Annotated in this window: 23 protein-coding genes and 2 pseudogenes; 16 read left to right on the forward strand and 9 right to left on the reverse strand. The window is 64.7% G+C overall.

Going from position 1 to position 23674, the window contains the following annotated elements:
- Positions 1–6: 6 nt before the first annotated feature.
- A complete protein-coding gene (locus tag AB4Y43_RS07920; RefSeq protein ID WP_368727404.1) occupies positions 7–531 on the reverse strand; it encodes a hypothetical protein in 525 nt (174 codons plus the stop codon).
- A 397-nt stretch (positions 532–928) separates the two neighbouring features.
- Here AB4Y43_RS07920 and AB4Y43_RS07925 point away from each other — a divergent pair, with 397 nt between their 5' ends.
- From AB4Y43_RS07925 to AB4Y43_RS07935, 3 genes and pseudogenes are all read left to right on the forward strand, one after another.
- The gene (locus AB4Y43_RS07925; RefSeq protein ID WP_368727405.1) at positions 929–1198 is read left to right on the forward strand and encodes a CopG family ribbon-helix-helix protein; all 270 of its coding nucleotides are present in this window, start codon (positions 929–931) and stop codon (positions 1196–1198) included.
- Positions 1195–1518 carry a type II toxin-antitoxin system RelE/ParE family toxin gene (locus AB4Y43_RS07930; protein ID WP_069265475.1) on the forward strand — a complete coding sequence of 108 codons (324 nt, stop codon included), beginning with the start codon at positions 1195–1197 and terminating at the stop codon, positions 1516–1518. The genes AB4Y43_RS07925 and AB4Y43_RS07930 overlap by 4 nt, the downstream gene beginning before the upstream one ends.
- 137 nt (positions 1519–1655) lie before the next feature.
- Positions 1656–2153: pseudogene (locus AB4Y43_RS07935) on the forward strand (transposase); the annotation flags it as partial.
- Between the two features lie 205 nt (positions 2154–2358).
- Here the strand turns inward: AB4Y43_RS07935 and AB4Y43_RS07940 are convergent.
- The 6 genes from AB4Y43_RS07940 to AB4Y43_RS07965 form a co-directional block, all read right to left on the reverse strand.
- Complete coding sequence (locus tag AB4Y43_RS07940; protein WP_368727406.1) at positions 2359–3507, reverse strand: Gfo/Idh/MocA family protein; 1149 nt, start codon at positions 3505–3507, stop codon at positions 2359–2361.
- 25 nt (positions 3508–3532) lie between these two features.
- Positions 3533–4582: a sugar phosphate isomerase/epimerase gene (locus AB4Y43_RS07945; protein ID WP_069265477.1), complete on the reverse strand. Its 1050-nt coding sequence runs from the start codon at positions 4580–4582 to the stop codon at positions 3533–3535.
- 14 nt (positions 4583–4596) lie between these two features.
- Complete coding sequence (locus AB4Y43_RS07950; RefSeq protein ID WP_069265518.1) at positions 4597–5565, reverse strand: substrate-binding domain-containing protein; 969 nt, start codon at positions 5563–5565, stop codon at positions 4597–4599.
- A 100-nt stretch (positions 5566–5665) separates the two neighbouring features.
- Entirely contained in the window at positions 5666–6688 is a 1023-nt protein-coding gene (locus AB4Y43_RS07955) for an ABC transporter permease (RefSeq protein ID WP_069265478.1), read from the reverse strand.
- The gene (locus AB4Y43_RS07960; RefSeq protein WP_368727407.1) at positions 6669–8156 is read right to left on the reverse strand and encodes a sugar ABC transporter ATP-binding protein; all 1488 of its coding nucleotides are present in this window, start codon (positions 8154–8156) and stop codon (positions 6669–6671) included. The genes AB4Y43_RS07955 and AB4Y43_RS07960 overlap by 20 nt, the downstream gene beginning before the upstream one ends.
- 112 nt (positions 8157–8268) lie before the next feature.
- Positions 8269–9342, reverse strand: a complete 1074-nt coding sequence (locus AB4Y43_RS07965) for a LacI family DNA-binding transcriptional regulator (protein WP_368727408.1) — start codon at positions 9340–9342, stop codon at positions 8269–8271.
- A gap of 282 nt (positions 9343–9624) precedes the next feature.
- Between AB4Y43_RS07965 and AB4Y43_RS07970 the strand changes: the two genes are divergently transcribed.
- The 7 genes from AB4Y43_RS07970 to urtE all read left to right on the forward strand — a co-directional run bounded on the left by AB4Y43_RS07970 (position 9625) and on the right by urtE (position 16949).
- Positions 9625–10278 (forward strand): protein-L-isoaspartate O-methyltransferase, encoded by a 654-nt coding sequence (locus tag AB4Y43_RS07970; RefSeq protein WP_368727409.1) that lies wholly within the window; start codon positions 9625–9627, stop codon positions 10276–10278.
- 72 nt (positions 10279–10350) lie between these two features.
- The gene (locus tag AB4Y43_RS07975; RefSeq protein ID WP_368727410.1) at positions 10351–10674 is read left to right on the forward strand and encodes a rhodanese-like domain-containing protein; all 324 of its coding nucleotides are present in this window, start codon (positions 10351–10353) and stop codon (positions 10672–10674) included.
- Between the two features lie 414 nt (positions 10675–11088).
- A complete protein-coding gene (gene urtA, locus AB4Y43_RS07980; RefSeq protein ID WP_069265483.1) occupies positions 11089–12393 on the forward strand; it encodes an urea ABC transporter substrate-binding protein in 1305 nt (434 codons plus the stop codon).
- 115 nt (positions 12394–12508) lie between these two features.
- Positions 12509–14158 carry an urea ABC transporter permease subunit UrtB gene (urtB, locus tag AB4Y43_RS07985; RefSeq protein ID WP_368727411.1) on the forward strand — a complete coding sequence of 550 codons (1650 nt, stop codon included), beginning with the start codon at positions 12509–12511 and terminating at the stop codon, positions 14156–14158.
- Position 14159: 1 nt separating this feature from the next.
- Positions 14160–15353 (forward strand): urea ABC transporter permease subunit UrtC, encoded by a 1194-nt coding sequence (urtC, locus tag AB4Y43_RS07990; protein WP_368727412.1) that lies wholly within the window; start codon positions 14160–14162, stop codon positions 15351–15353.
- Positions 15350–16231, forward strand: coding sequence for an urea ABC transporter ATP-binding protein UrtD (urtD, locus tag AB4Y43_RS07995; protein WP_368616927.1), 882 nt, complete (start codon positions 15350–15352; stop codon positions 16229–16231). The genes urtC and urtD overlap by 4 nt, the downstream gene beginning before the upstream one ends.
- A 22-nt stretch (positions 16232–16253) precedes the next feature.
- On the forward strand, positions 16254–16949 hold the full coding sequence (urtE, locus tag AB4Y43_RS08000; RefSeq protein WP_368727413.1) for an urea ABC transporter ATP-binding subunit UrtE: 696 nt from the start codon (positions 16254–16256) through the stop codon (positions 16947–16949).
- A 183-nt stretch (positions 16950–17132) separates the two neighbouring features.
- On the opposite strand, the gene AB4Y43_RS08005 is transcribed toward urtE, so the two are convergent.
- The gene (locus AB4Y43_RS08005) at positions 17133–17771 is read right to left on the reverse strand and encodes a class I SAM-dependent methyltransferase (RefSeq protein ID WP_083245748.1); all 639 of its coding nucleotides are present in this window, start codon (positions 17769–17771) and stop codon (positions 17133–17135) included.
- A 306-nt stretch (positions 17772–18077) separates the two neighbouring features.
- Here AB4Y43_RS08005 and AB4Y43_RS08010 point away from each other — a divergent pair.
- From AB4Y43_RS08010 to AB4Y43_RS08020, 3 genes and pseudogenes are all read left to right on the forward strand, one after another.
- Positions 18078–18191 (forward strand): annotated as a pseudogene (locus AB4Y43_RS08010) (ABC transporter ATP-binding protein); the annotation flags it as partial.
- Positions 18192–18336: 145 nt separating this feature from the next.
- A complete protein-coding gene (locus tag AB4Y43_RS08015) occupies positions 18337–18765 on the forward strand; it encodes an antitoxin Xre/MbcA/ParS toxin-binding domain-containing protein (protein WP_069269414.1) in 429 nt (142 codons plus the stop codon).
- Complete coding sequence (locus AB4Y43_RS08020; protein WP_083245749.1) at positions 18765–19256, forward strand: RES family NAD+ phosphorylase; 492 nt, start codon at positions 18765–18767, stop codon at positions 19254–19256. The genes AB4Y43_RS08015 and AB4Y43_RS08020 overlap by 1 nt, the downstream gene beginning before the upstream one ends.
- A 512-nt stretch (positions 19257–19768) precedes the next feature.
- On the opposite strand, the gene AB4Y43_RS08025 is transcribed toward AB4Y43_RS08020, so the two are convergent.
- The gene (locus tag AB4Y43_RS08025; RefSeq protein ID WP_083245723.1) at positions 19769–21310 is read right to left on the reverse strand and encodes a Fic family protein; all 1542 of its coding nucleotides are present in this window, start codon (positions 21308–21310) and stop codon (positions 19769–19771) included.
- A 542-nt stretch (positions 21311–21852) separates the two neighbouring features.
- On the opposite strand from AB4Y43_RS08025, the gene AB4Y43_RS08030 reads away from it, so the two are divergent.
- From AB4Y43_RS08030 to AB4Y43_RS08040, 3 genes are all read left to right on the forward strand, one after another.
- Complete coding sequence (locus AB4Y43_RS08030) at positions 21853–22758, forward strand: urease accessory protein UreD (RefSeq protein ID WP_368727414.1); 906 nt, start codon at positions 21853–21855, stop codon at positions 22756–22758.
- Positions 22759–23009: 251 nt separating this feature from the next.
- Complete coding sequence (locus AB4Y43_RS08035; protein ID WP_069269271.1) at positions 23010–23312, forward strand: urease subunit gamma; 303 nt, start codon at positions 23010–23012, stop codon at positions 23310–23312.
- A 17-nt stretch (positions 23313–23329) separates the two neighbouring features.
- Positions 23330–23635 (forward strand): urease subunit beta, encoded by a 306-nt coding sequence (locus tag AB4Y43_RS08040; RefSeq protein ID WP_368727415.1) that lies wholly within the window; start codon positions 23330–23332, stop codon positions 23633–23635.
- Positions 23636–23674 lie beyond the last annotated feature (39 nt).

A 23674-nucleotide genomic window follows, 5' to 3' on the forward strand; every position in this document is an offset into this window, starting at 1 on the left:
CGGTGTTCAGGGACAGAAAGATGGCCATCCCGTTCGGGACGCAGTGGCGTGAATGCCAAAGGCCCAATGACCGGCGATGCTCTTGAAGTTGGTGCGAACGCGGTCGGCCGGTTTGCACCACGGCGCCGGGTCGCGTGCATACTCGATCGTGGTGCCGGAGGCGTGCGACGCCTTTGCGCGGTGAAACAAGATGTGCCGACCGACTTCCATCTCGGCGTTGTAGTCGACCAGCAGCAAGGCGACGTCGGGAATGTCAGCCACGCGGCTGACCTCCTTGTAGACGGTTACAACGAGTCCAAGCTGGGCGAGTAGCGCGGCGATCTGCGTCTCGCCGAGGTAGTACGGCCCCCGTGCAGGATGCTTTGTCTTGGCGACAGCGATCTCCCTCACTTCTTCGATCGTCTTGCCCGAGAGCATCGCGGCGCACGCAAAGACATCGTCGAAGTCGTTGGTCTGCGCGACGAACGGGAACGCAGGCGTGAAGGTCGTCGGTGTGCTCTCAACTTTGGTTGGAATTGTGATAGCAGCCATGGAAGCTCCTGAAAACGCGAAAAATAGAGCGCGCAGCAACGCCTGCCGGCGGCATCGGACACTTCGGGCAGATCAGAGAAAGAAAAGTGAGGCGAAAATCCGGCAAATTTCCTGCGGATTCGCTCTGGCATGCGTTGCGGCGCGAGCGGCGAGCCGAGAACCGGCGAATTGACGGTTTTTCGACCGTATCGTCATTTTATAAGGACCATATCGCCCTCTCAACGGCCAAATAACTTTGGTTAGGCACGTGAAAGCCCCCGAATTTCCAGCGTTTCGGACGGGGCCGGACGTCCTGTTTTCTCCGTTTCGACGCATCCAGCGCGCCGAGGGACAGCGATTCCGACCGTATTATTGTTTTATAATAGAGTCTGTTGCTGATCAATAATCGAGGTGTGTGATGGTTGCTGAGACTCGAACGCTGACTGCCCAAGTGCCGGTCGAACTGGCAGAACAAGTGGACGCTCTGTCAGAGCAGATCGAGCGGCCGCGGCAGTGGATCATCAAGAAAGCGTTGGTCCAGTACCTCGCGCGCGAGGCCGAAAAGCGTCGTCTGATTCAGGAGGGCCTAGACGACGTTACCGCCGGGCGCTTCGTGTCAATGGAGCAGGCTCGTGCGTGGGCAAACAGCCTCGGCACGGATAACGAACTGCCGGTGCCGAAAGCGTGAGCGTCAAGGTCATCCCCACCGGCAAGGCGATGTCAGACCTTGAAGTCATTGCCAGGCACGTCAAAAAGTTCAATGATGCCGCCACTGCTCGCAAGGTCGTCAATGCGTTGCTCGATGAGGCGGAACGACTCGGACAGGACCACTTCCACCGGCTGGGCGAAGAGCTCGACGGATACGACGGACCACCGGCTCGCGAGGTACATCGCTGGGTCTGTCTCGCGGGCCGATACGAACTGCACTACGAGGTTTTGCCGCCGTATGCAGAAGAGCCCGCGACCATTGCTATCCTTCGCGTATGGGACACTCGACAGGACCGTTGAAGGAGCAACTGTAAATGGGTTATTACATTCGCACCTTCGCGACCTTGAACCACGAAGGTTCACAGGTTTGGAAAATCGAAGACGACGTCGCCATCCGGATCGGAGTCTCTAACCCTGAACGGAGCCCGGGTTGCTAGGCCAAGGGCAAAGCGCGCACGCCGTACGAATTCGGCGTCAAGGTGTCGATCACGACGACCCACAAGGAAGGGCTCGTGATCGGAGCGCGCTCGATGCCGGGCAATCCGTATGACGGCCATACGCTGGCCGAGGCACTGGAGCAGGCGGCAATCCTAAGCGACGTGAGGCCGGAAGTGGCGGTTGTTGATCGAGGCTACAAGGGTGTCGCCGTAGATGGCGTGAAGATCTATCACCCGGGATTGCGACGCGGAATTACGCGGAATCTGCGCGCGATGATCCGACGGCGAAGCGCGATCGAGCCGGCCATCGGTCACATGAAGGCCGACGGCAAACTCGATCGGAACTGGCTCAAAGGCGCACTCGGCGATGCGATGCACGCGGTGCTGTGCGGCGCCGGCCACAACCTGCGCATCATCCTCAGAAAGCTGCGGCTTTTTTACGCCCTCATTCTGATCGCTTTGCGCAACCGCTCGCCCACTGTCGTCTTCACGGCATGATGGCCGCGCCGCGCAAAACGAATTATTCAGGTCCGACTAAGAACTCCAGTTACTGCTTCCCGTCGACTATCAAATTTAAAGGAGAAGTTCGATCCTGGCGGGCAAGCAATTTTCCCGGATCCGCTTTCCGCAGGAATAAAACGACGTCCGCCGCTGGAGTCGGCAGTCCATTCATCCAGATTTCCATGACCACGCGACGCGCCATTCACGCTCGGGAGATGCTGCGCCAGACGCCACCCGCCGCGCTGCTTGCCAGCACGGCGTCGATAAAGCGCAGTCCCTCCACGCCGTCGTCGACCGTCGTCAATAGCCGGCTTGCGCTCGGCGCGGGCTCGCCGGCCTCGCGCGCGAGGATCTGCGCGGCTGCGTCGCGATAGAGCTGCGCGAACGCTTCGAGATAGCCTTCCGGATGCCCCGGCGGCACGCGCGTCGCGTGCCGTGCGGCGGCCCCCGTCACGCGGCCGCGCGTGAGCCGCTGCGCCTCGCCGCCCTGCGGCGTGAACCACAGCAGGTTGGGCTCCTCCTGATCGAACGCGAGGCTTGCCTTCGTGCCATACACGCGCAGCCGCAACGCGTTCTCCGCGCCGCTCGCCACCTGGCTCGCCCACAGCATGCCGCGCGCGCCGTTGGCGTAGCGCAGCATGGCCTGCACGTGATCGTCCACGCGGCGGCCCGGCACGAAGGTGTGCACTTCGGCCGCAAGCGCTTCCGGCACGAGCGCACTCACGAAGGCCGCCAGCTGATAGGCATGCGTGCCGATGTCGCCCAGACACCCCGCCGGGCCCGCGAGCGCGGGATCCGTGCGCCACATCGCCTGGCGGTTCGCGCCACCGCGCTCGACCGGATTGGCGAGCCAGTCCTGCGCATACTCGACCTGCACGATGCGCACCTCGCCAATCTCACCCGCCGCGACCATCTCGCGCGCATGCCGCACGAGCGGATAGCCCGAATACGTATGCGTGAGCGCGAATACGAGATTCGCGTCGCGCGCGTGCCTGGCGAGCGCTTCGCCCTCGGCGAGCGAGACCGCGAGCGGCTTGTCGCAGATCACGTGGATGCCCGCCTCCATGAACGCATGCGCCACCGGCGCGTGCAGATGGTTCGGCGTGACGATGGCCACCGCATCGATGCCGTCCTCGCGCGCGCCTTCCACGCTCGCCATCTCGCGCCAGTCGGCGTAGCTGCGCGCGAGGCCGAGCGCCTCGGCGCTCGACTGCGCGCGCGCCGCATCGGACGACAGTGCGCCCGCGACGAGTTCGAAACCATCGTCGAGACGCGCCGCGATGCGATGCACGGCGCCAATGAACGCCCCCTCGCCGCCGCCGACCATCCCGAGCCTGAGTCTTCGAGTCATTGCGTGTCTCCTGCGAGAATCTCGTTCAGAGGCCCAGCACGCCCTTCACCTGCGCCGCATCGACGCCGCTGCCCGCGAAGTCGTCGAACGCGTGCTCCGCCACGCGAATGAGGCGCCGCTTGATGAACTCCGCGCCCTCGCGCGCGCCATCGTGCGGATGCTTGAGCGCACACTCCCACTCGAGCACCGCCCAGCCCGGATAGTCGTACTGCGTGAGCTTCGAGAAGATCGCGCCGAAGTCGATCTGCCCGTCGCCAAGCGAGCGAAAGCGCCCCGCGCGCTCCACCCATGTGCTGTAGCCGCCGTACACACCTTGTTTGCCCGTGGGGCGGAATTCGGCGTCCTTCACGTGAAAGGCCTTGATGCGCGCGTGATAGAGGTCGATGAACGCGAGGTAATCGAGCTGCTGCAGCACGAAGTGGCTCGGGTCGTAGAGGATGTTCGCGCGGGGATGCTCGCCCACTGCCGCAAGAAAGCGCTCGAACGTCACGCCATCGTGCAGATCCTCGCCCGGATGCAGTTCATAGCAGACGTCGACGCCCGCTGCATCGAACGCGTCGAGAATCGGCCGCCAGCGGCGCGCGAGTTCGTCGAAGGCGGCTTCGACGAGCCCCGCCGGCCGCTGCGGCCACGGATAGACGTACGGCCACGCGAGCGCGCCCGAAAACGTCACGTGCGCGCTTAAGCCCAGATTCTTCGAGGCGCGCGCGGCCAGCATCAGCTGCTCGATGGCCCATGCCGTGCGCGCGTCGCGCTTGCCGCGCACCTGCGGCGGCGCGAAGCCGTCGAACAGCGTGTCGTAGGCGGGGTGCACGGCCACGAGCTGTCCTTGCAGATGTGTGGAAAGCTCGGTGATCGTCACGCCCGCATCGTCGGCCTGCTGGCGCAGGTCGTCGCAGTACGCCACGCTCGACGCGGCCTGCGCGAGATCGACGAGGCGCGCATCGGTGGGCACCTGGATGCCCTTGTAGCCGAGCTGGGCCGCCCAGCCGGCCATGTGCGCAAAGCTGTCGAACGGCGCGTCGTCGCCAAGAAACTGCGCGAGGAAAATCGCCGGGCCCTTGATCGTCTTCATCGCAAGCCCCGTCCTCAGAACGGCGAATCGGGGAAGTAGAACTGCTTCGCGTTCTCCTTGGTGATCAGCACCGAGGGGATGATCGTCGTGGGCGGCAGCGACTTGCCCTGCAAACGTGCTTCGGCCGTGAGCTTGATCGCGTCGTAGATGAACTTCGGCGAATACGACACATCGGCCTTGATGAGCGGGTCGCCGTCCATCACGCGCTTGACCATCTCCTTCGAGCCCGCGCCGCCGAACACGATCTTGATGTCGTTGCGCTTGGCCTGGTCGATCGCCTTGAGCACGCCCACGGCCATGTCGTCGTCGGCGGCCCAGACGGCGTCGATGTGCTTGAAGCGCGTCAGGTAGTCCTGCATCGTCTTGAACGCGTCGTCGCGGTTCCAGTTCGCGTATTTCGCGTCAAGAATCTTGATGCCTGGATAGTTCTTCAGCACGTTCGTGAACGCCGTCCAGCGCTCGTTGTCGAGCGTGGTGGGAATGCCGCGCAGCGCGACGATGTCGCCCTTGCCGCCCAGCTGCTTCGCGAGATATTCGGCGGGGATCTTGCCGAACGCCGTGTTGTCGCCCGCCACATAGGCATTCTGCGCGCTCGTGTCGGTCAGGCCGCGATCGACCACCGTCACGTACACGCCCTGCTTCTTCACCTGCGCAACGGGCTGCGTGAGCGAAGCCGATTCGTACGGGAAGATCACGAGCGCGTTGATCTTGTTGACGGTCACGAGGTCCTGCAGCTGGTTCGCCTGATCGGGCGCATTCGCCGCCGTCTTGACGATGACCTTGAGGTCCGGGTGGGCCTTTTCGAGGTCCTTCTTCGCCTCGTTCGCCCACCAGACGATGCCGCCCGTGAAGCCATGGTCGGCCGTGGGAATCGCCACGCCCAGCGTGACCTTGTCGTCGGCGCGCGCCGCGCCCGCACCGAACGTCGCCGCTACGCCAAGCGCCAGCGCGCCCGCACACATCGTTCGAATCATCTTCTTCATGATGCCGTCTCCTGTCGTGCGCTCCCGCGCCCGTTCCTGCGTTGAGTTTTCGCTGCCTCCTTCGACTTCCCCACCGCCCTGCCAGATCTGCTTCGAATCCTTACCGTCTGCCGCGCTGCAGGAACGCGACGGCAATGATCGCCACGCCCTGCACCGCCGCATTCAGATACACGCTGATGATGCTCGTGAGATTGAGAATATTGGCGATGACCGAGAGCAACACCGCGCCGACCACGGTGCCCGCCACGCGCCCTTCGCCGCCCTTGAGCGCCGTGCCGCCCACCACCACCGCGGCGATCGCCTCCAGTTCCCACAACAAGCCCGTAGTCGGCGTGGCGGAGCCCAGACGCGGCACATAGAGCACCGTCGCCACGCCCACGCACACGCCCAGCAGCACGTAGGTTGCGCACTTCACGCGATCGACGCGGATCGCCGCATAGCGCGCGACCTGCTCGTTCGAGCCGATCGCCTGCACGTGCCGTCCGAACGCCGTGCGGTTGAGAATGAGCGCACCGCCCGCCGCCGTGAGCGCGAACACCCACACGGGCACCGGAATGCCAAAGAGGCTCGCGTAATAGACCGGCCCGTAGAGATCGACGAGATTGTTCTGCAGCGTGAGCGCGCCGCCATCGGCAAGCCATGTCAGCACCGAGCGGAAGATGCCTAGCGTGCCGAGCGTGACGATGAAAGGCTCGATGCGTCCGCGTGTGATCAGCAAGCCATGCGCGAGCCCAAACGCCGCGCCGAGCACGAGCGCAATCGCAATACCGATCGCGACGATGGCCAGGGGTGCAAACGCGTGTTCGCTCGCCGCCAGCGTATTCATCACCCAGATCATCACGCCCGCGATCAGCGCGGCCATCGAGCCGACCGACAGGTCGATGCCGCCCGAAATGATCACGAACGTCATGCCCACGGAAATGATGCCGATGAACGAGGTGCGCGTGAGCACGTTGAGCAGGTTGCCGGCGGTGGCGAAATCGCGGTTGAGCAGCGTGCCGAGCACACAAAGCAGGATCAGGCCGATGAGCGGCCCGACGCCTGCGAGCCGGTGCACGAATCGCGCCGCGGCCGAGCGCGCGCCACGGCCTTCGGACGTAGCGTCAGTGGGTGCCGGTTGCATGAGCGATCAGCTCCTCTTCGTTCAGATGTTCGTGCCCGAGCGTGGCGACGAGCCGGCCCGCGCGCATCACGGCCACGCGATGCGCGAGCCCGATCAGCTCGACCAGTTCGGACGAGATCACGACGACCGCGCGCCCCGAGGCCGCGAGCCGCTGGATCAGGAAATAGATGTCGCGCTTCGCGCCCACGTCCACGCCGCGCGTGGGCTCGTCGAGCACGATCACGCGCGGGTCGGGCTGCAGGAACTTGGCGAGCGCGAGCTTCTGCTGGTTGCCGCCCGAGAGCATGCGCGCGCGGCTGTCGAGGTCGCCGGTGCGGATGCCGAAGTCGCGCACCGCTTTCTCGAGCGCGCGGCGGCCCGCCTTCAGATCGAGCAGCGGATGACCGTAGCGCTCGAGTGTCATGAGCGTGAGGTTGTCCTGCAGCGTGAGGTTCATGTGCAGGCCGCGGCCCTTGCGGTCTTCGCTCAGGTACGTGAGGCCGTGGCGCATCGCGTCGCGCGGGTGGCGCAGCGTGACCGGGCGGCCGTCGATCTCGATCTCGCCTGCGTGCTTGTGGCGCAAGCCCACGATCGCCTCGAACGCCTCGCTGCGTCCCGCGCCCACGAGTCCCGCGAAGCCGAGAATCTCGCCCGCGCGCACCTCGAAGCCCAGATTCTCGACCCAGCCCGGCACGGTGAGATGCGTCACGCGCAGCGCCACGGGGGCAAGCTCGGGCGCCGCGCCTTTCTCCGGAAACATGTCGGAGACGTCACGGCCCACCATGAGGTTCGCCATCTGCTGGCGCGCCAGGTCCGCCGTCGCGCTCGCGGCCACGAAGCGGCCGTCGCGCATCACGACCACGTCGTCGGTGATGCTCTCCACCTCGTCGAGCTTGTGCGAGATGTAGACGAGCGTCGTGCCAGATGCGCGCAGCTTCGTCATGAGCGCGAAAAGGCGCGCGGTTTCGGCGAGCGTGAGCGTGGCCGTGGGCTCGTCCATGATCAGGAGGCGCGCGTGCCGCGAGAGCGCCTTGGCGATCTCCACGAGCTGTTTTTCGGCGACGATGAGGTCGCGCACCTTCACGTCCGGGTCGCGCGCGAGGCCCACCTGCGCGAGCAGTTCGCGCGCTTCGCGGCGCATGGCAGCGTCGTCGACGAGCCAGCCTTTGCGCTTCTCGTGGCCGAGGAAGATGTTCTGCGCGATCGTCAGGTGCTCGGCCAGGTTGAACTCCTGGTGGATCAGCACGATGCCGGCGGCTTCGGCCTCGCGCGAGCCGTCGAAGCGGCGCGCCACGCCGTCCACCAGTATCTCGCCCGCGCTCGCGTTTTCGTAGCCCGCGAGAATCTTCATGAGCGTCGATTTGCCCGCGCCGTTCTCGCCCAAAAGGCCGTGAATGCGCCCCGGCGCGAGCTCGAAGCTCACGCCGTGCAGCACGCGCACGGGACCGAAGTCCTTGCGGATGTCGTTGAACTTGACGGCGACGCTCATGCGCGTGCGCTCCTCCAGTGGCCTTGTCGGCGGGCTCCGGCGGGCGGCGCTCGCCGCCCGCCTTCGCTCCGCTGGTCTCCCCTGCTATGTGTTCGTTTGCGTTATTTCGACTTCACCCGCTCTCGCGCACCACCAGCCGATGCGGCAGCAGCACGCCCGGCACGCTCGCGCGCGGGTCCGCGAAACGCCGCAGCAACAGACGCGCGGCCGTCTCGCCCAGTTCCCGCATGGGCTGCGCGATCGTCGTGAGCGGCGGGTCGATCTGCGCGGCGAGCGCGATATCGTCGAAGCCGACCACGGCGACGTCGCGCGGCACGCGCCGTCCCGCGCCGCGCAGGCCATTGACCACGCCCACCGCGAGCGTGTCCGACACCGCGAAGATCGCGTCCGGCGCCTCGCCGGCCGGCAACTGCATGAGCGCGGCGGCGGCCTGCGCGCCCGCGTCGTAGTCGAGGCAGTTCACGTTCACGCGCCACGCGTCGCGCATCGCTATGCCCGCTTCGCCGAGCGCATCGCGCCAGCCTTCGCGGCGCTGCCGTGCGTAGAGATAGTGCTCGTCGGAGTTGATGAGCGCGACACGTCGCCGCCCCCGCGCGATCAGATGCCGCACGGCGTCGTGCGCGGCCCGGTAGTTGTCGATGCCGACATACGGCACGCCGACGTCCGGATCGAACTCGCAGCAGGCCACCCACGGCAGCGCCGTCGATTCGGCGGCCAGCGCATGTTGCACGGTTGCCGGGTCGAGGCAGATCGCCCCGTCCGCGCGATGGCGGCGCAGCAGGTCGAAGTAGCTGCGCTCGCGACCGGCGTCGGCGCCCGTGTCGCACAGCAGCAGGAAAAACCCGTGCTGGCGCGCGACGCTGTCGATGCCGCGCACGATCTCCGCGTAAAACGGGTTGCCGAAGTCGGGCACCATCGTCAGGAGCAGGCGGCTTTCGGCCGTGCGCAGGTTGCGCGCGAGTTCGTTCACGCGATAGCCGCTCGTCTCGATCTCGGCGAGCACGCGCTCGCGCGTGGCGGCGCGCACGTTCGCATGACCGTTGAGCACGCGCGAAACCGTCGCGACCGAGACCCCCGCGCGCTGCGCCACCGCCGCGATCGAGCCGCCGCGCGCGGCGGTATCGGCGCGGGCGTCTTCAGACGGCTGCGGCTGCAGTTGCGACGTTCTGGACGAGCGAGCGGACATGGGTGAAGGCGATGGTGACCGGTTCGGAAGCCTGCGGCGGCCGCGGCGTGAGCCGTCTGGGCGCGTCAAAATGTAATCGATTACATTTTTGGTACGAGAACCGCAAAACCGCAAGGCTCACGAAGCCAGGACAAACACCGATCCGTCAATCCCGCCGGAACCCCTTCGGGCTGCCGGCGGCGCGGCCGGGCCAGCAGCCGGTTTGCTACAATTCTCCGATTGCCCGACACCCTTTTTGCCGGGCTTGGACCGAACCGATCCCGACCACAACGCCGAGTCACCATGAACATCGAACAAGCGCGTTTCAACATGATCGAACAGCAGATTCGCCCCTGGGAAGTGCTCGACCAGGACGTGCTGAACCTGCTCTCGATCGTCAAGCGTGAGCATTTCGTCCCCGAGGCCTATACCGCCCTCGCGTTCGCCGACCTCGAAGTGCCGCTGCCGAACGGGCAGCACATGATGGCGCCGCGCGTCGAAGCGCGCGTGCTGCAGGAACTCGCGGTGAAGAAGCATGAGAGCGTGCTCGAAATCGGCGCGGGCTCCGGCTACATGGCGGCGCTGCTCGCGCACCGGGCGCAGAAGGTGCTGAGCGTGGAGATCGACACCGAACTCGCCGAATTCGCGCGCGCGAACTTCGTCAAGAACGGTGTGCTCAACGCCGAAGTCGTGCTCGGCGACGGCGCACGCGGCTGGGCCGCAAACGCGCCGTACGACGTGATCTGTGTCTCGGGCGGCCTGCCGGTCGTGCCGCAGGAACTGCTCGAGCAGCTCAAGGTGGGCGGGCGACTGGCGGCTTTCGTGGGCGGCGCGCCCGTCATGGAAGCGCAGATCATCACGCGCATCGACGAAAAGCAGTTCCGTATTGCCGGCGTGTTCGAAACGTATGTCGAGCCGCTGCAGAACGCCGTGCATCCGCCGCGCTTCAAGTTCTAAGGCGCTGCCAACCTGCCGCATCGCCGGGTTCCGTGCACGGCAGCCCGGCTTACTTACCCGATTGAGTGTTCCATGCAGAATCTGACCGCCCCCGCCCTCGCCGAATGGCTTGCCGACACCTCGCGCGAGACTCCCGTACTGCTCGACGTGCGCGAGCCGTGGGAAATCGAAACGGCAAGGATCACCGGCAGCCTGTCGATCCCCATGCGCGAGATCCCTGCGCGAAGCGAGGAGCTGGACGACGAGGCGCAGATCGTCTGCATTTGCCACCACGGCGCGCGCAGCGCCCAGGTGGCGATGTTCCTCGAGTCGCGCGGCTACACGAAGGTGTTCAACCTGCAAGGCGGCATCGACGCCTGGTCGCGCCAGGTCGATCCCAAGGTGCCGACGTACTAGGCAGGCCCACGCCAGCTTAAGGAAGGGGCGCGGCTCAGGCCGCGCCCTTTGTCATTTCTGGACCATTCGCTCCGGTCCCACTGCGTGCAGCCACCGGCACGCCCCTCATGCACAACGATGCAGCGTGCCCCGACGCGCCATTCGTCCGGCTTCATGCACACGCGCACTGAGACGATGCAGCGCGCCCGAACATGCATCTCGCTGCACCACAATCGCCCGCCCGTTGCGTCACCGCCGATGCGCCCCGCATCGCCGCGCGCCTTATGGGGCAAGCCTGGCGCTCGACCTTCACGCTGGCACAACGCTTGCAGAAGGGTATGCGCAAGACAGGCCACACACACCGGGCGGCGCGCAAGACGACAAAACGACCCCGCGCCACGGCCCACGACTCACTCACGGACAAGAGGCACAAAAATGAAACGTCGCAGTCTGTTGAAACTCGGGACGATGTCGGGCGCACTCGCGGCCGCGGGGCGCATGCCGTTCGCGCACGCGGACACCGGCAGCGGGCCGATCAAGGTCGGCATCCTGCACTCGCTCTCGGGCACGATGGCCATTTCGGAGACCTCACTGAAAGACACCGCGTTGATGACGATTGCCGACATCAACAAGAACGGCGGCGTGATGGGGCGTCAGATCCAGCCCGTAGTGGTCGATCCGGCCTCGAACTGGCCGCTCTTCGCCGAAAAGGCGCGCCAGCTCCTCACGCAGGACAAGGTGGCCTGCGTATTCGGCTGCTGGACTTCGGTGTCGCGCAAGTCGGTGCTGCCCGTGTTCGAGGAGCTCAACGGCCTGCTCTACTACCCCGTGCAGTACGAAGGGGAAGAAATGTCGCGCAATGTGTTCTATACGGGCGCGGCGCCCAACCAGCAGGCGATTCCCGCGGTGGAATACCTGATGAGCGCCGAAGGCGGCGGCGCGAAGCGCTTTTTCCTGCTCGGCACCGATTATGTGTATCCGCGCACGACCAACAAGATCCTGCGCGCCTTCCTGCACTCGAAGGGCGTGAAAGACAGCGATATTCAGGAGGTCTACACGCCGTTCGGCCATAGCGACTATCAGACCATCGTCGCGAACATCAAGACGTTCTCGCAAGGCGGCAAGACTACGGTCGTGTCGACCATCAACGGCGACTCGAACGTGCCGTTCTACAAGGAACTCGGCAACCAGGGCATCAAGGCGACCGACGTGCCCGTGGTCGCGTTCTCCGTGGGCGAGGAAGAGTTGCGCGGCATCGACACGAAGCCGCTCGTGGGACACCTCGCGGCGTGGAATTACTTCATGTCGGTGAAAGGCCCGAACAACACGAAGTTCAAGGAGCAGTTCGAAGCCTGGGTGCAGGCGAACAACCTGCCCGGCGGCAGCAAACGCGTGACCAACGACCCGATGGAAGCGACGTTTGTCGGCATCCACATGTGGAAGCAGGCCGTGGAAAAGGCGAAGAGCACCGACGTCGACAAGGTGCGCGTGGCCATGATCGGCCAGACCGTGGCAGCGCCCTCGGGCTTCACGCTCACGATGGACGGCAACCACCACCTGCACAAGCCGGTGATGATCGGCGAGATTCGCGGTGACGGCCAGTTCAACGTCGTCTGGAAGACGAAGACCGCCGTGCGCGCGCAGCCGTGGAGCCCGTTCATCGCCGGCAACGAAGGCAAGCCGGATGTGGTCACCTCGAACGCGCTGCCCGCCTTCCTGCGCCGCTCGCGCGTGGCCTGACGTTGTCTTCGCGAGCGCCGCGCCGCAACGTGGCGCGCGCTTGCGTGCTCTGTCTACGGGCCGCGGCGTAACTTCAGGCTGTTGCGCTGTGGCCCGCACCAAAAAAGAAAGCACCATGGCTCTCTCACTCCCGAGGTACGCGCAAGCGGGCCTGCGCCACGCGCTCGCCGCCGCTGCGCTCTTCACGGCGCTATGCACTTGCGCGCACGCGCTCGATGCGGCCGACGTCGCGCCGCTCGGCGGCGACGACTTCGACGCGAAATCCGCGGCCATCGACAAGCTCATCGCCACGCACGACGTCGCTTCGCTTGCGCTCCTGAAAGCGCTGGCCGAGGACAACGTCACGGCAACCGATGCGGGCGAAGTGCTCGTGCAGGATGGCGCGGATGGACAAGGCGCGCGCGACGCCGCCACGGGTCAGCCCGTCGCCGCGAACATCGCTTCGAGCGCGCAGCCCATCACGCTGAACAACCTCTTGCGCTCGAAGGTCGCGGGTGCGGTCTCGGGCCTGCAACTCGCCTCGCCCGATCTGGAAACGCGCCGCGCCGCCATCGCCGGGCTGCTGAAGAACCCCGACCCGGCCATGAAGCCGATGATCGACGCCGCGCGCGCGAAGGAAACCGACCCGGCACTCAAGCGCCGTCTCGACACGCTCTGGGCGATGACCGCGCTTCACGATCCGATTGCGGCCACGCGTCTCGAAGCGGCGAAGCTCGTCGCCGCGCGCCGCGACGTCGACATGTACGAACTGCTGCGCCCGCTCGTCGCGAAGAACGCGAGCGGCGCGTACAGCGAGCCCGATGCCGATGTGCGATCAGCAGCGCAACAGGGCATCGATGCGCTCGATGCCATCCAGCGCCGCAGCGAGATCGCCGGCACGCTGTTCGCGGGCCTCTCGCTCGGCAGCGTGCTGCTGCTCGCGGCGCTCGGCCTCGCCATCACCTATGGACTCATCGGCGTCATCAACATGGCGCACGGCGAGTTCCTGATGATCGGCGCGTACGCAACCTACGTCGTCCAAACGCTCGTGCAGCGCTATGCGCCGGGCGCGTTCGACTGGTATCCGCTCTTCGCGATTCCCGCTTCGTTCGTTGCTGCCGCGCTCGTAGGCGCGGTGATCGAGCGGCTCGTGATCCGTCACCTCTACGGCCGCCCGCTCGAGACGCTGCTCACGACGTTCGGCATCAGCCTCATCCTCATTCAGGCCACGCGCATGATCTTCGGCGCGCAGAACGTGCAGGTCGAAAACCCCTCGTGGATGAGCGGCGGCGTGAGCGTCATGCCGAACCTCATCCTGCCGTACAACCGCCTCGCGATCCTCGCGTTCTCGCTGATCGTGGTGGGCGTTGCGTGGACCGTGCTCACGAAGACGCGTCTTGGCCTGTTCGTGCGCGCCGTCACGCAAAACCGCCGCATGGCGGCCTGCCTGGGCGTGCGCACCGCGCGCGTGGATGCGTGGGCTTTCGCGTTCGGCGCGGGCGTGGCGGGACTTGGCGGCTGCGCGCTCTCGCAGATCGGCAACGTCGGTCCCGATCTCGGCCAGAGCTACATCATCGATTCGTTCATGGCGGTGGTGTTGGGCGGCGTCGGGCAGATTGCGGGCACCGTCATCGGCGGCTTCGGTCTCGGGCTCGTCTCCAAGGCCATCGAGCCGTTCTGGGGCGCCGTGCTCGCGAAGATCGCCGTGCTCGTGCTGATCGTGCTCTTCATCCAGAAGCGTCCGCAGGGGCTGTTCGCCCTCAAGGGCCGCAGCGCGGAGGCATGACATGACGAGCGTCACTTCCTCTTCCGCGCGTCACACGCTGGGCGCCTCGCGAACTTCAGCCGACGGCGCCGAGACGTTCGCCCTTGGCTTGCCCGCGCGGCCGGCCCTGCTCTCGCCGCGCGCCTGGCTCGCGCTCATCGTGCTGATCCTCGTGATCGGCGTGGGCGTGCCGCTTTGCGCGCTGGTGCTGCCGCAATCGAGCGCACTGCATCTTTCCGCGTATGCGATGACGCTCGTCGGCAAGCTCATGTGCTATGCGATCGCTGCACTTGCGCTCGATCTCGTGTGGGGTTACTGCGGCATTCTGAGCCTCGGGCACGGCCTCTTCTTCGCGCTGGGCGGCTACGCCATCGGCATGTACCTCATGCGCGAGATCGGTCACGACGGCAAGTACGGCAGCGACCTGCCCGACTTCATGGTGTTTCTCGACTGGCATGCGCTGCCGTGGTACTGGCAAGGCACAGAGCATCTCTGGTATGCACTCCTGCTCGTCGTGCTCGTGCCGGCCGTGGTCGCCTGGGTGTTCGGCTTCTTCACGTTCCGCTCGCGCGTGAAAGGCGTGTACCTCTCGATCATCACGCAGGCCATGACGTTCGCCGCGATGCTGCTCTTCTACCGCAACGAAACCGGCTTCGGCGGCAACAACGGCTTCACGGACTTCAAGCGCATCGCGGGCATGCCGATCACGCATCCGGGCACGCGCACCGTGCTGTTCCTGCTGACCTTCGCCGTGCTCGTGCTCGCGTTTCTCGGCGCGCGCGCCGTCGTCACCTCGAAGCTCGGGCGTGTCGTGACCGCCGTGCGCGACGGCGAAACGCGCCTCATGTTTCTCGGCTACAGCCCGCTGGGCTACAAGCTCTTCGTGTGGACCGTCTCGGCCGTCCTGTGCGGGATTGCGGGCGCGCTCTACGTGCCGCAGGTCGGCATCATCAACCCGAGCGAGATGTCGCCGGGCAACTCGATCGAAATGGCGATCTGGGTGGCCGTGGGCGGACGCGGCACGCTCATCGGGCCGATCATCGGCGCGTTCGCCGTGAACGGCGCAAAGAGCTTTTTCACCGCGCATTTCGCCGAGTACTGGCTGTTCTTCCTCGGCCTGATGTTCGTGCTCGTGCCGCTGTTGCTGCCCAACGGCATCATGGGACTCATCGAACTCATCCGGAACCGGATCACCACGCGGAGCGAGCGCCCATGAACGGACATAGCGTGATCAGCGACCCGCTCAACCACAACCCCTTCGACGACGCCCTCAAGTACGACGAACTCGCCCTCTCCGGCGTGGCGGAACTGGGGCACGTGGTCGAACCCGGCGCGATCGACATCTCGCACGGCACGATCCTGTATCTCGAAGACGTGACCGTGAGCTTCGACGGCTTTCGCGCGCTCAACAAGCTGTCGCTCGTGATCGACGCGGGCGAACTGCGCTGCGTGATCGGCCCGAACGGTGCGGGCAAGACCACGATGATGGATGTCATCACCGGCAAGACCGCGCCCGATTCCGGCAAGGTGTTCCTCGGGCAAACGCTCGACCTCACGCGCATGAACGAGCCGGCGATCGCGCGCGCGGGCATTGGCCGCAAGTTCCAGAAGCCCACGGTGTTCGAGCAGCATCCCGTGTGGGAGAACCTCGAACTCGCGATGAAGGCCGACAAGGGCTGGTTCGCCACGCTGCGCGCGCGGCTTGGCCGCGAGGCGCAGGCAAAGATCGAGGAAACGCTCGAGGTGATCCGGCTGGAGAGCGACGCGCGACGCCTCGCGGGCGAACTCTCGCACGGCCAGAAGCAGCGGCTCGAAATCGGCATGCTGCTCATGCAAAGGCCGCAGCTGCTGCTGCTCGACGAGCCCGCCGCCGGCATGACCGACGACGAGACCATGGAACTCGCCACGCTCCTCAACCGCCTGCGCGGGAGCTGCTCGATGATGGTGGTCGAGCACGACATGGAGTTCGTCGCGGCGCTCGCGGGGGAAACCGGGCGCGTCACGGTGATGGCCGAGGGCAGCGTGCTCGCGCACGGCACGCTCGAGGACGTAAAGCGCGATGAAGCGGTCATCGAATCGTATCTGGGCCGCTAGGGCCGTTTTGAATAGATCAGCCATGCTAACCATCGAATCGCTGAACCAGTACTATGGCGGCAGCCACATCCTGCGCAACGTCTCGATGACGGTGCCCGAGGGTGAACTCACCGTGCTGCTCGGGCGCAACGGCGTGGGCAAGACGACACTGCTGCGCTGCCTCATGGGCGTCGTGCCGACGAAGAACGGTTCGATCGCGTGGCGCGGCGAAGCGCTCACGAAGCTGCCCACGCATGCGCGGGTGGCGCAGGGCCTCGCTTACGTGCCGCAAGGGCGCGATATCTTTGCGCGCCTGAGCGTCGAAGAGAATCTGCTGGTGGGCGCGGCGAGCAAGAAGCGCATGCCGTCAAGCGTGCCCGCGCACATCTACGAACTCTTTCCCGTGCTCAAGGACATGAAGGCGCGGCGCGGCGGCGACCTCTCGGGCGGCCAGCAGCAGCAGCTCGCCATCGGGCGCGCGCTGATGAGCGATCCGCAGCTGCTCATTCTCGATGAGCCTACCGAAGGCATCCAGCCTTCGATCATCCAGGACATCCGCCGCACGTTGCGCAGGCTCGTGGAAGAGATGCACATGACGGTGCTACTGGTCGAGCAGTACTACGACTTCGCCAAGGCCATCGCGGACCGCTACTGGGTGATGAGCCGCGGCGAAATCGTGGCGGGCGGCGCCGGCGCGAGCATGGATGCGGATGGGGTGCGGGAGTTGATCGCGGTGTGAAGCCTGAAATTGGCGACCAGCCGCCACGACGAATGCCGGGCAGGCTTACGAATTTTACGTGGATCTGCAGGGACCGGACGGCGCTCGTCGCCCCTGAACCACCTTTCAGGCGCATGCAACGTCAAGGCAGCTTCCAAAGCGCAACAGACCGCTGGTTGTGCGCTGGGGTCTGCGCATCTGGCGTTATGAAAGAACATATTCGAATTTATCAATCATCTTGTCGATAAGATTCGTGTCGATATTTTTCTTGCTGGGAACGATGAATAGGCACTGCCGGCCGAAAGTGTCGGCGCGAGAGATGAAGTCCTCGACTATATGATAATGGGGACGATTTGTGTAATCATCGAAGATAATTTTAGTCCCTTCATTGGATAATTTCAGTGTTGTTAAAAAACAGAGAACGCGAAATCGTCCATCAATAAGAACAATGTCGGGGTTCTGATGATTTGCCCATGGAGCATTGGCGTATCTAAGAAAATTTTGCCTTTTTTGGTAATTGATTGGAGCGCCCCACTGCCCCAGCTCACCGCAATCTACCCACTCAATTGTGGCATCTTTCCGGTCAATTCTATTCTCCACAAAATCAATCCATTCCTTGCTCGTGTCTATGCTATGAATTTTTGCATTGGTATTCTGCGCTACCCAAATCGTGCTTTCTCCGCAGCCGTACTCGAAATAAAGCCTCGATGAGGCCGTGAGTCGCTTGAACATTGCGTCATCGCCATCGAAAAGAACCTTCTTCTTTTCGGGAGATAGCAATTTCCTGGCTCCAATGGTAATCAGGGGAGGAGCGATAAGTTTAAGGCATTTAATTGCTGACATTGTTGTCTCCACTCATAATTTGAGACAATAAAAAATCCATCAATTAGGGTGGTGCAGTTTCCGAATAACCTTTAACGAACGCTTTCAGACAGGTTTACGATTTCCTGTCTGTTACGACACGAACGTTTCCCCCATGACCATGCAGGACATACAGGCGAACTTCTGTGTCCTTTCGCACAGTAGTGCCCCTAACCAGGCATCCGCTCTAGGCGCGCTGGTACGCGCCGTGCGCTTGGAGGCATTCATGGTCTGCGATGGCAGGGGCGACGCGATCCCTGTGAGGGGCGTGCAGCAGACGTGCCCACGAAGTACGGCTCGATCGCCTGGAGCGGAGAGGCGCTCACGAAGCTGCCCACCCATGCGCGCTTGGCGCAGTGCCTCGCTTACGTACCGCAAGGGCGCGATATCTTTCCGCGCTTGTACGCAGCGGTCATCCCCGCATTGCCGTTATGCGCGGCGGCGCCGGGCTTGAGCTTGCTGTAATGGAGAGCGGGTAGTCAGCCTTCATCGCGGCGAGCTCAAATGAGCTATAATGGAGGCTCATTTGATTTACGACGGAAGCGCCATGCAACTCGTTTCCCCCGAGAAGATCGCTGCAGTCATGGGACTGAGTCCGGTGCCCCATTCGATCGCCGAACTCGAGGCGCAGGTCGCAGAAGGCCTGCCCAAATCCGCCTTGCGTAACGGCGTCGAACAGATCGCCCTGACCGCGGAGGCAAGGCGCGCGCTCCAGGCACGCATCGTCCCTGAGGCAACCTACAAGCGCCGTCGCGACAGGCTGACACCTGATGAATCGGAGAAGACAGAGCGCCTCGCACGGGTCTACGCGAGCGCGGCCTACGTCTGGGACGATCCGGCGGACGCACGCACCTTCCTTGCCACGCCCCACCCCCTGCTGGAGGGGCGCGTGCCCCTTGAGGTTGCCCTGACCGAGCTGGGTGCGCGCCGCGTGGAAGAACTCCTCTGGAAGCTCTTCTACGGGCTACCGGCCTGATGAGGATTTTCCGCATTGCCGACAGGCGCCATCCGCTATGGAGCGGCACCGGCGCCATGCTCGTTGGCGGCCGATTCAACAGCCCCGGCCGTCCCGTGATCTATGGCGCGCTCACGTTCGCAGGAGCCATGCTCGAGGTACTGGTACACGCACGGATCGGCAAAGTGCCGAAGACACACGTCTGGGTCGAGGCGCAGGTTCCCGATGATCTTCCCGTCGAAAGGTTCACCCCCGGCACACTGCCTGCAGGTTGGGACGGGCCATCCACTGAAATCGCACGTGATTTCGGAAACCGCTGGCTGGAGGAATGCCGCTCCGCGGTCCTGATCGTGCCTTCTGTAGTCGCACGTGCCGAGTCCAACGCGCTGGTAAATCCCGCCCATCCAGACGCTGCGCGGATCGTCGTATCAGAAGCGCTGCCGGTCTTATGGGACGAACGCCTGTTCGTTCTACCTGCAACAGGGAGTCCGGGAAAACCGGAACAGCACTGAACGCGCAGTCACCGTGCGGTCGCAATCTTCCAGACTGGTATCACGTCGGAATTTCACCAGGCAGAGACGAACGCGCTTCAAGACCTGAGCGGCACACCACGGGTGCGCACAACGTTCCATCTCACCCAGCTGTGCATGCGCTGCGGCAACCCGGGCGAGCCGCGCGCCCGTGCACCCGTGCGCGCTTGCCCCCCTCGCCCGCTTTGCCCGCGCCTTGCAGGTGGGCTTCAGAATCCGGACAATAGAGCACGTCAAGGGGTGAGCGCGGGTTGCCTGGCCGCGCGTTCGTGCCCGCCTCCCGGTAAAGTCCGCGTGTCGGGCAACGCCCTGGAATGGAATGGGCAGCCCGCGAAGGCGCGCCACAAAGCATGCGCTGTGGGAGAACGGTGACGGCCTCCCGCTCACGTCGACATCGCTGTTGTCATACGAAAAACTGTCGTATTGCTCGACATTTCTTCAGTCAGCCTTGCCATTGGCGCTCCATACTCGAAAAACTGTCGCGCCACGCGCTCTCAGGACTGCGAGGATTCGCCGTCACTGCGGGTGTGTGCCGATGCCGGGTCGAAAGCCTCGCGCACCACCTCTTCAATCCGGGCAATGACCTCATCGGGCAGATGCGGGTACGTCTTGCGTTTGTTCGACGACAGCTTTCCGTTGTTTGATTGCACCATGCGGATGAGCGCCGACAGGTCCGGGCGGGGAAGATTGAGTTCACCGTTCAGCTGCTCAAACGCGGCGTCGAAGCCGCTTAGCCAGTGAAGTTCGCGTGGCAACTCGGTCCTCACGGCGTCGATGAGCATGCGGTGCAGGAAACGGACCTCCCCTGTCGCGTCGAAGAACCGGTAGGGTCGCCCTCCCGGTGACGAAACGACGTGCGGCGCGTCCTCGCCGGGCGCGTATCGCCACAGTCGCGTGGTCGGGCGGGAGAACCCATTTAGCACGTCGAGATACAAGCCTTCGTGGCGCTTGAAGACCGCTGAAACCGGCACAATGGCCCCGCCCTTCAATCGCCGGGCACCGTTGATCACGTGGTGGATAAGGAAGCGGTGGATTCGCCCGTTCCCATCCAGAAAGGGATGCAGGTAGACAAATCCAAAGGCCGCACAGGCGGACCGCACGAGCACGTTGGAGCACCGATATCCGCCGGCGCCCGACTGCTCGTTGATGAACGCCTCCCAGCCCCGCATGGCGCGCGGAAGGTCTTCGGGCGGTGGCGGGAAAAACGTGACACGCCCAGTTCCATCCTCGAGCCAGTTCTGTTTCGTCCGGTACGATGCCTCCTGAGCATACGTGTCCCTGACGATGACGTTCTGCAACTCGACGAGCCACTCCTCGGAAATGCGCTCTTCCTCGCCGGCCCGGGCAAGAAGCTGGACAAAGCGCTCGCCCTTGTGGCCGCTGGGCGTCTCGCGTTCGATGCTGTAGCTGCTGCGCGTCTCGGAAAGGAACAGGTAGCGGACCGCGCGCTCGTACAGTGCTGCGTCGGTGACCTGCTCCAGTGTCAGACTCGCCTCATCCAGCAAATCGTCCAGAGATGGCCCACCCGCCAGTGCAACGCGCCGCACGAGCGGGCAGAAATCGCGCGTACCAGGCAGGTTGTCTCGCACCCGGAACTTCGGGTGCCGGGTTGCGTGCGCGGAATCCGCCGTGAAGTAATCGGCCTCTGGCAGTGCATCGACGTAGGCGCCTGTGGGGCTCCTGTCGATGACCAGATTGCCGCCGGTTAGCCACTCCCAGAAGAAGCATGCCCTTCGTACGAACGCACTGTTGGGCGACTCGGACCACCGGCGCAGAAGTTCCGCCTCAGCCAGGTGCTCGAACGCCGCCTCAAGCACCTCAAGATTCACCCCCTCATTGCGAAGCGCGAATTCGATGTGCCCGATAAGTGTTTGCTCCACCGCAGTCTTGCGCGGATACCAGAATCCATTGTGGCCACGCACTTTCTGGTTCACGGAACCGTTGAGAAAAGCGGGCGCCTCAAGCGGCCGAACCTGACGTTCCAGGTTCAGGTGCTCGATGAGGTGCTGGTAGCCAACGGGTTCCAGTTCGGCCATACGACTCGAAAAACGTTCAGAAGTCTCGAAATACTATCGCAAATGGCCATTTCGAACGATAAATACTCGAAAAATCGTCGCTCCGCGCCTTATTGACAGGCGCGACCTCGTCGGCACCGTTGCACAGTGGCGGCAAGAAAAGCCGCGTCTGGCATCGCTGAATGCTCGAGCTTGCACCCTGCGATTCTTTTTCCCGCGCCGCCCCGTTGCACGAAACGGAACTTGCGCGGCTGAGCTGCGCAAGGCGGCCGACCCCTGAACTGCTGCAGCCGGTCAACGCATTGCAATCGCGCCTTGACTGGCACAATGCTCGAGCGCCTCGGCTACGACTTACCGGCTGGTGAGAGTGCCGTCCCGTTCCTGATGATCAGGATCGCGCGAGCTTTTCGCGTTCTGGACGTCCAGGACGTCATCCGTCCGAGCGCGGAACCGCCGGCGTGACATGCCAGCAGCCATGACACGCACGCTTCCCCGGCCCCTGATCAGCGCTCGCGAGCACGCGTGCTATCCTCCACGCCATTGCCCCGTCCCCCTCGCCACGCATGTCGCTCCACGTCGATCACGCCGCACTCGCCAACGCCACGTCTCGCAGCACGGCGCATCAGGAATGGGCCGCGAAACTCGAGCTCGGCTTCGAGCGCCAGGGCGAACGTACCGCACTGACGCATCGCCTGCACGCGGGGCCGTTGCGCGTGCAACGGCCGCTCTACCCCGAAGGCGACGCGATCTGTCACGCGGTGATCGTGCATCCGCCAGCAGGCATCGCGGGCGGCGACCGGCTCGACATCGACGTGAACGTGGGCGATGGTGCTCACGCCGTGCTCACGACGCCGGGCGCGACCAAGTGGTACAAGTCGAACGGCCGCGTGGCGCGCCAGCGCATCAACGTGCGCGTGGGCGCAGGCGCGAAGCTCGACTGGCTGCCGCAGAACAACCTCGTGTTCGACCACGCCCACGCCGAACTCGAATTCGCGCTCACGCTCGGCGCGGGGGCCACGGCCATCGGCTGGGACGCCACGCAACTGGGCCGCCAGGCCGCGGGCGAGCGCTGGTCGGCGGGCATGGTGCGAGCGCTCATGCGCGTAACGCGCGCGGCGCCCGAAGGCGAAGCCGACGATCAACTGCTCTGGCTCGAGCGCGCCCTCATCGACGCCAACGACCCGCTGCGCGACGCGCCGCAAGGGCTCGCTGGCTACCCCGCTTTTGGCGTGCTGTGGGCGATCGGCCCCGCGTGCAACGAGGCGCTCGCGCAAGACCTCGCCGCCATCCTGCCTTTCGACGACACGCTGCGCTCGGGCGCGACCTGCATCGCGCCGGGCGTGGTGCTCGTGCGCGTGGTCGGGCGTTCGATGGAAGCGCTGCAAAACACGCTCACGCAGTGCTGGACGGCGCTGCGGCCGTTCGTGCATGGCGTGAAGGCCGCGCCGCTGCGCTTGTGGACGACTTGAGCGCACGTCACACGCACCTCTACGGTGCGCATCGGCGCCTCCTCGCACGATAACGCAGCGCAGCATCTCCATCGCGGTGCATACGTACCTCGTGATTGGTGCATTCGCGCTGTCCCCTTCATTGGCACACACCTTGCTGAGAGCTTGCATCGATTCGTGCGCGCCGCGCGCGAGGTCGCAAGCTGCGCGTAACCTCGCTCCCGTAAGCTGGGTCGGCAGACTTGCCCCAACCGACCCACTACGATGACGCGATGAAGCTCACGCCACGCGAGAAAGACAAGCTCCTGATCTTCACCGCCGCGCTGCTCGCCGAAAGACGGCGCGAGCGCGGCCTCAAGCTCAACTACCCGGAGGCGGTCGCCTTCATCAGCGCAGCGCTCATGGAAGCGGCCCGCGACGGCAAGACCGTCGCCGAGGTCATGCACTACGGCACCACGCTCCTCACACGCGAGGACGTGATGGAAGGCGTGCCCGAGATGATCCCCGACATTCAGGTTGAAGCGACCTTCCCCGACGGCACCAAGCTCGTCACCGTCCACCATCCGATCCCCTGAGCCGGGAGGAGCCAGCCATGATCCCCGGCGAAATGCTGATCGACGACGGCGAAATCGAACTCAACGCGGGCCGCGAGACCGTCACCGTAAAGGTGGCGAACACAGGCGACCGCCCCGTGCAGATCGGCTCGCACTTCCACTTCTACGAGGTCAACTCCGCCCTCTCGTTCGACCGCGAAGCCGCGCGCGGCTTTCGCCTGAACATTGCGGCGGGCACGGCCGTGCGCTTCGAGCCGGGGCAGGAGCGCACCGTGGAACTCGTGGCGCTCGCGGGCGAGCGCGCCGTGTACGGCTTCAACGGCCAGGTAATGGGCCCGCTCTGAGCGCGGCCGGCGAATTCAGGCGAATTCATCAGGAATCCG

Source organism: Paraburkholderia sp. BR10872 (assembly GCF_040965835.1).
In the GTDB taxonomy this organism is placed as follows: Bacteria; Pseudomonadota; Gammaproteobacteria; order Burkholderiales; family Burkholderiaceae; genus Paraburkholderia; species Paraburkholderia nodosa_A.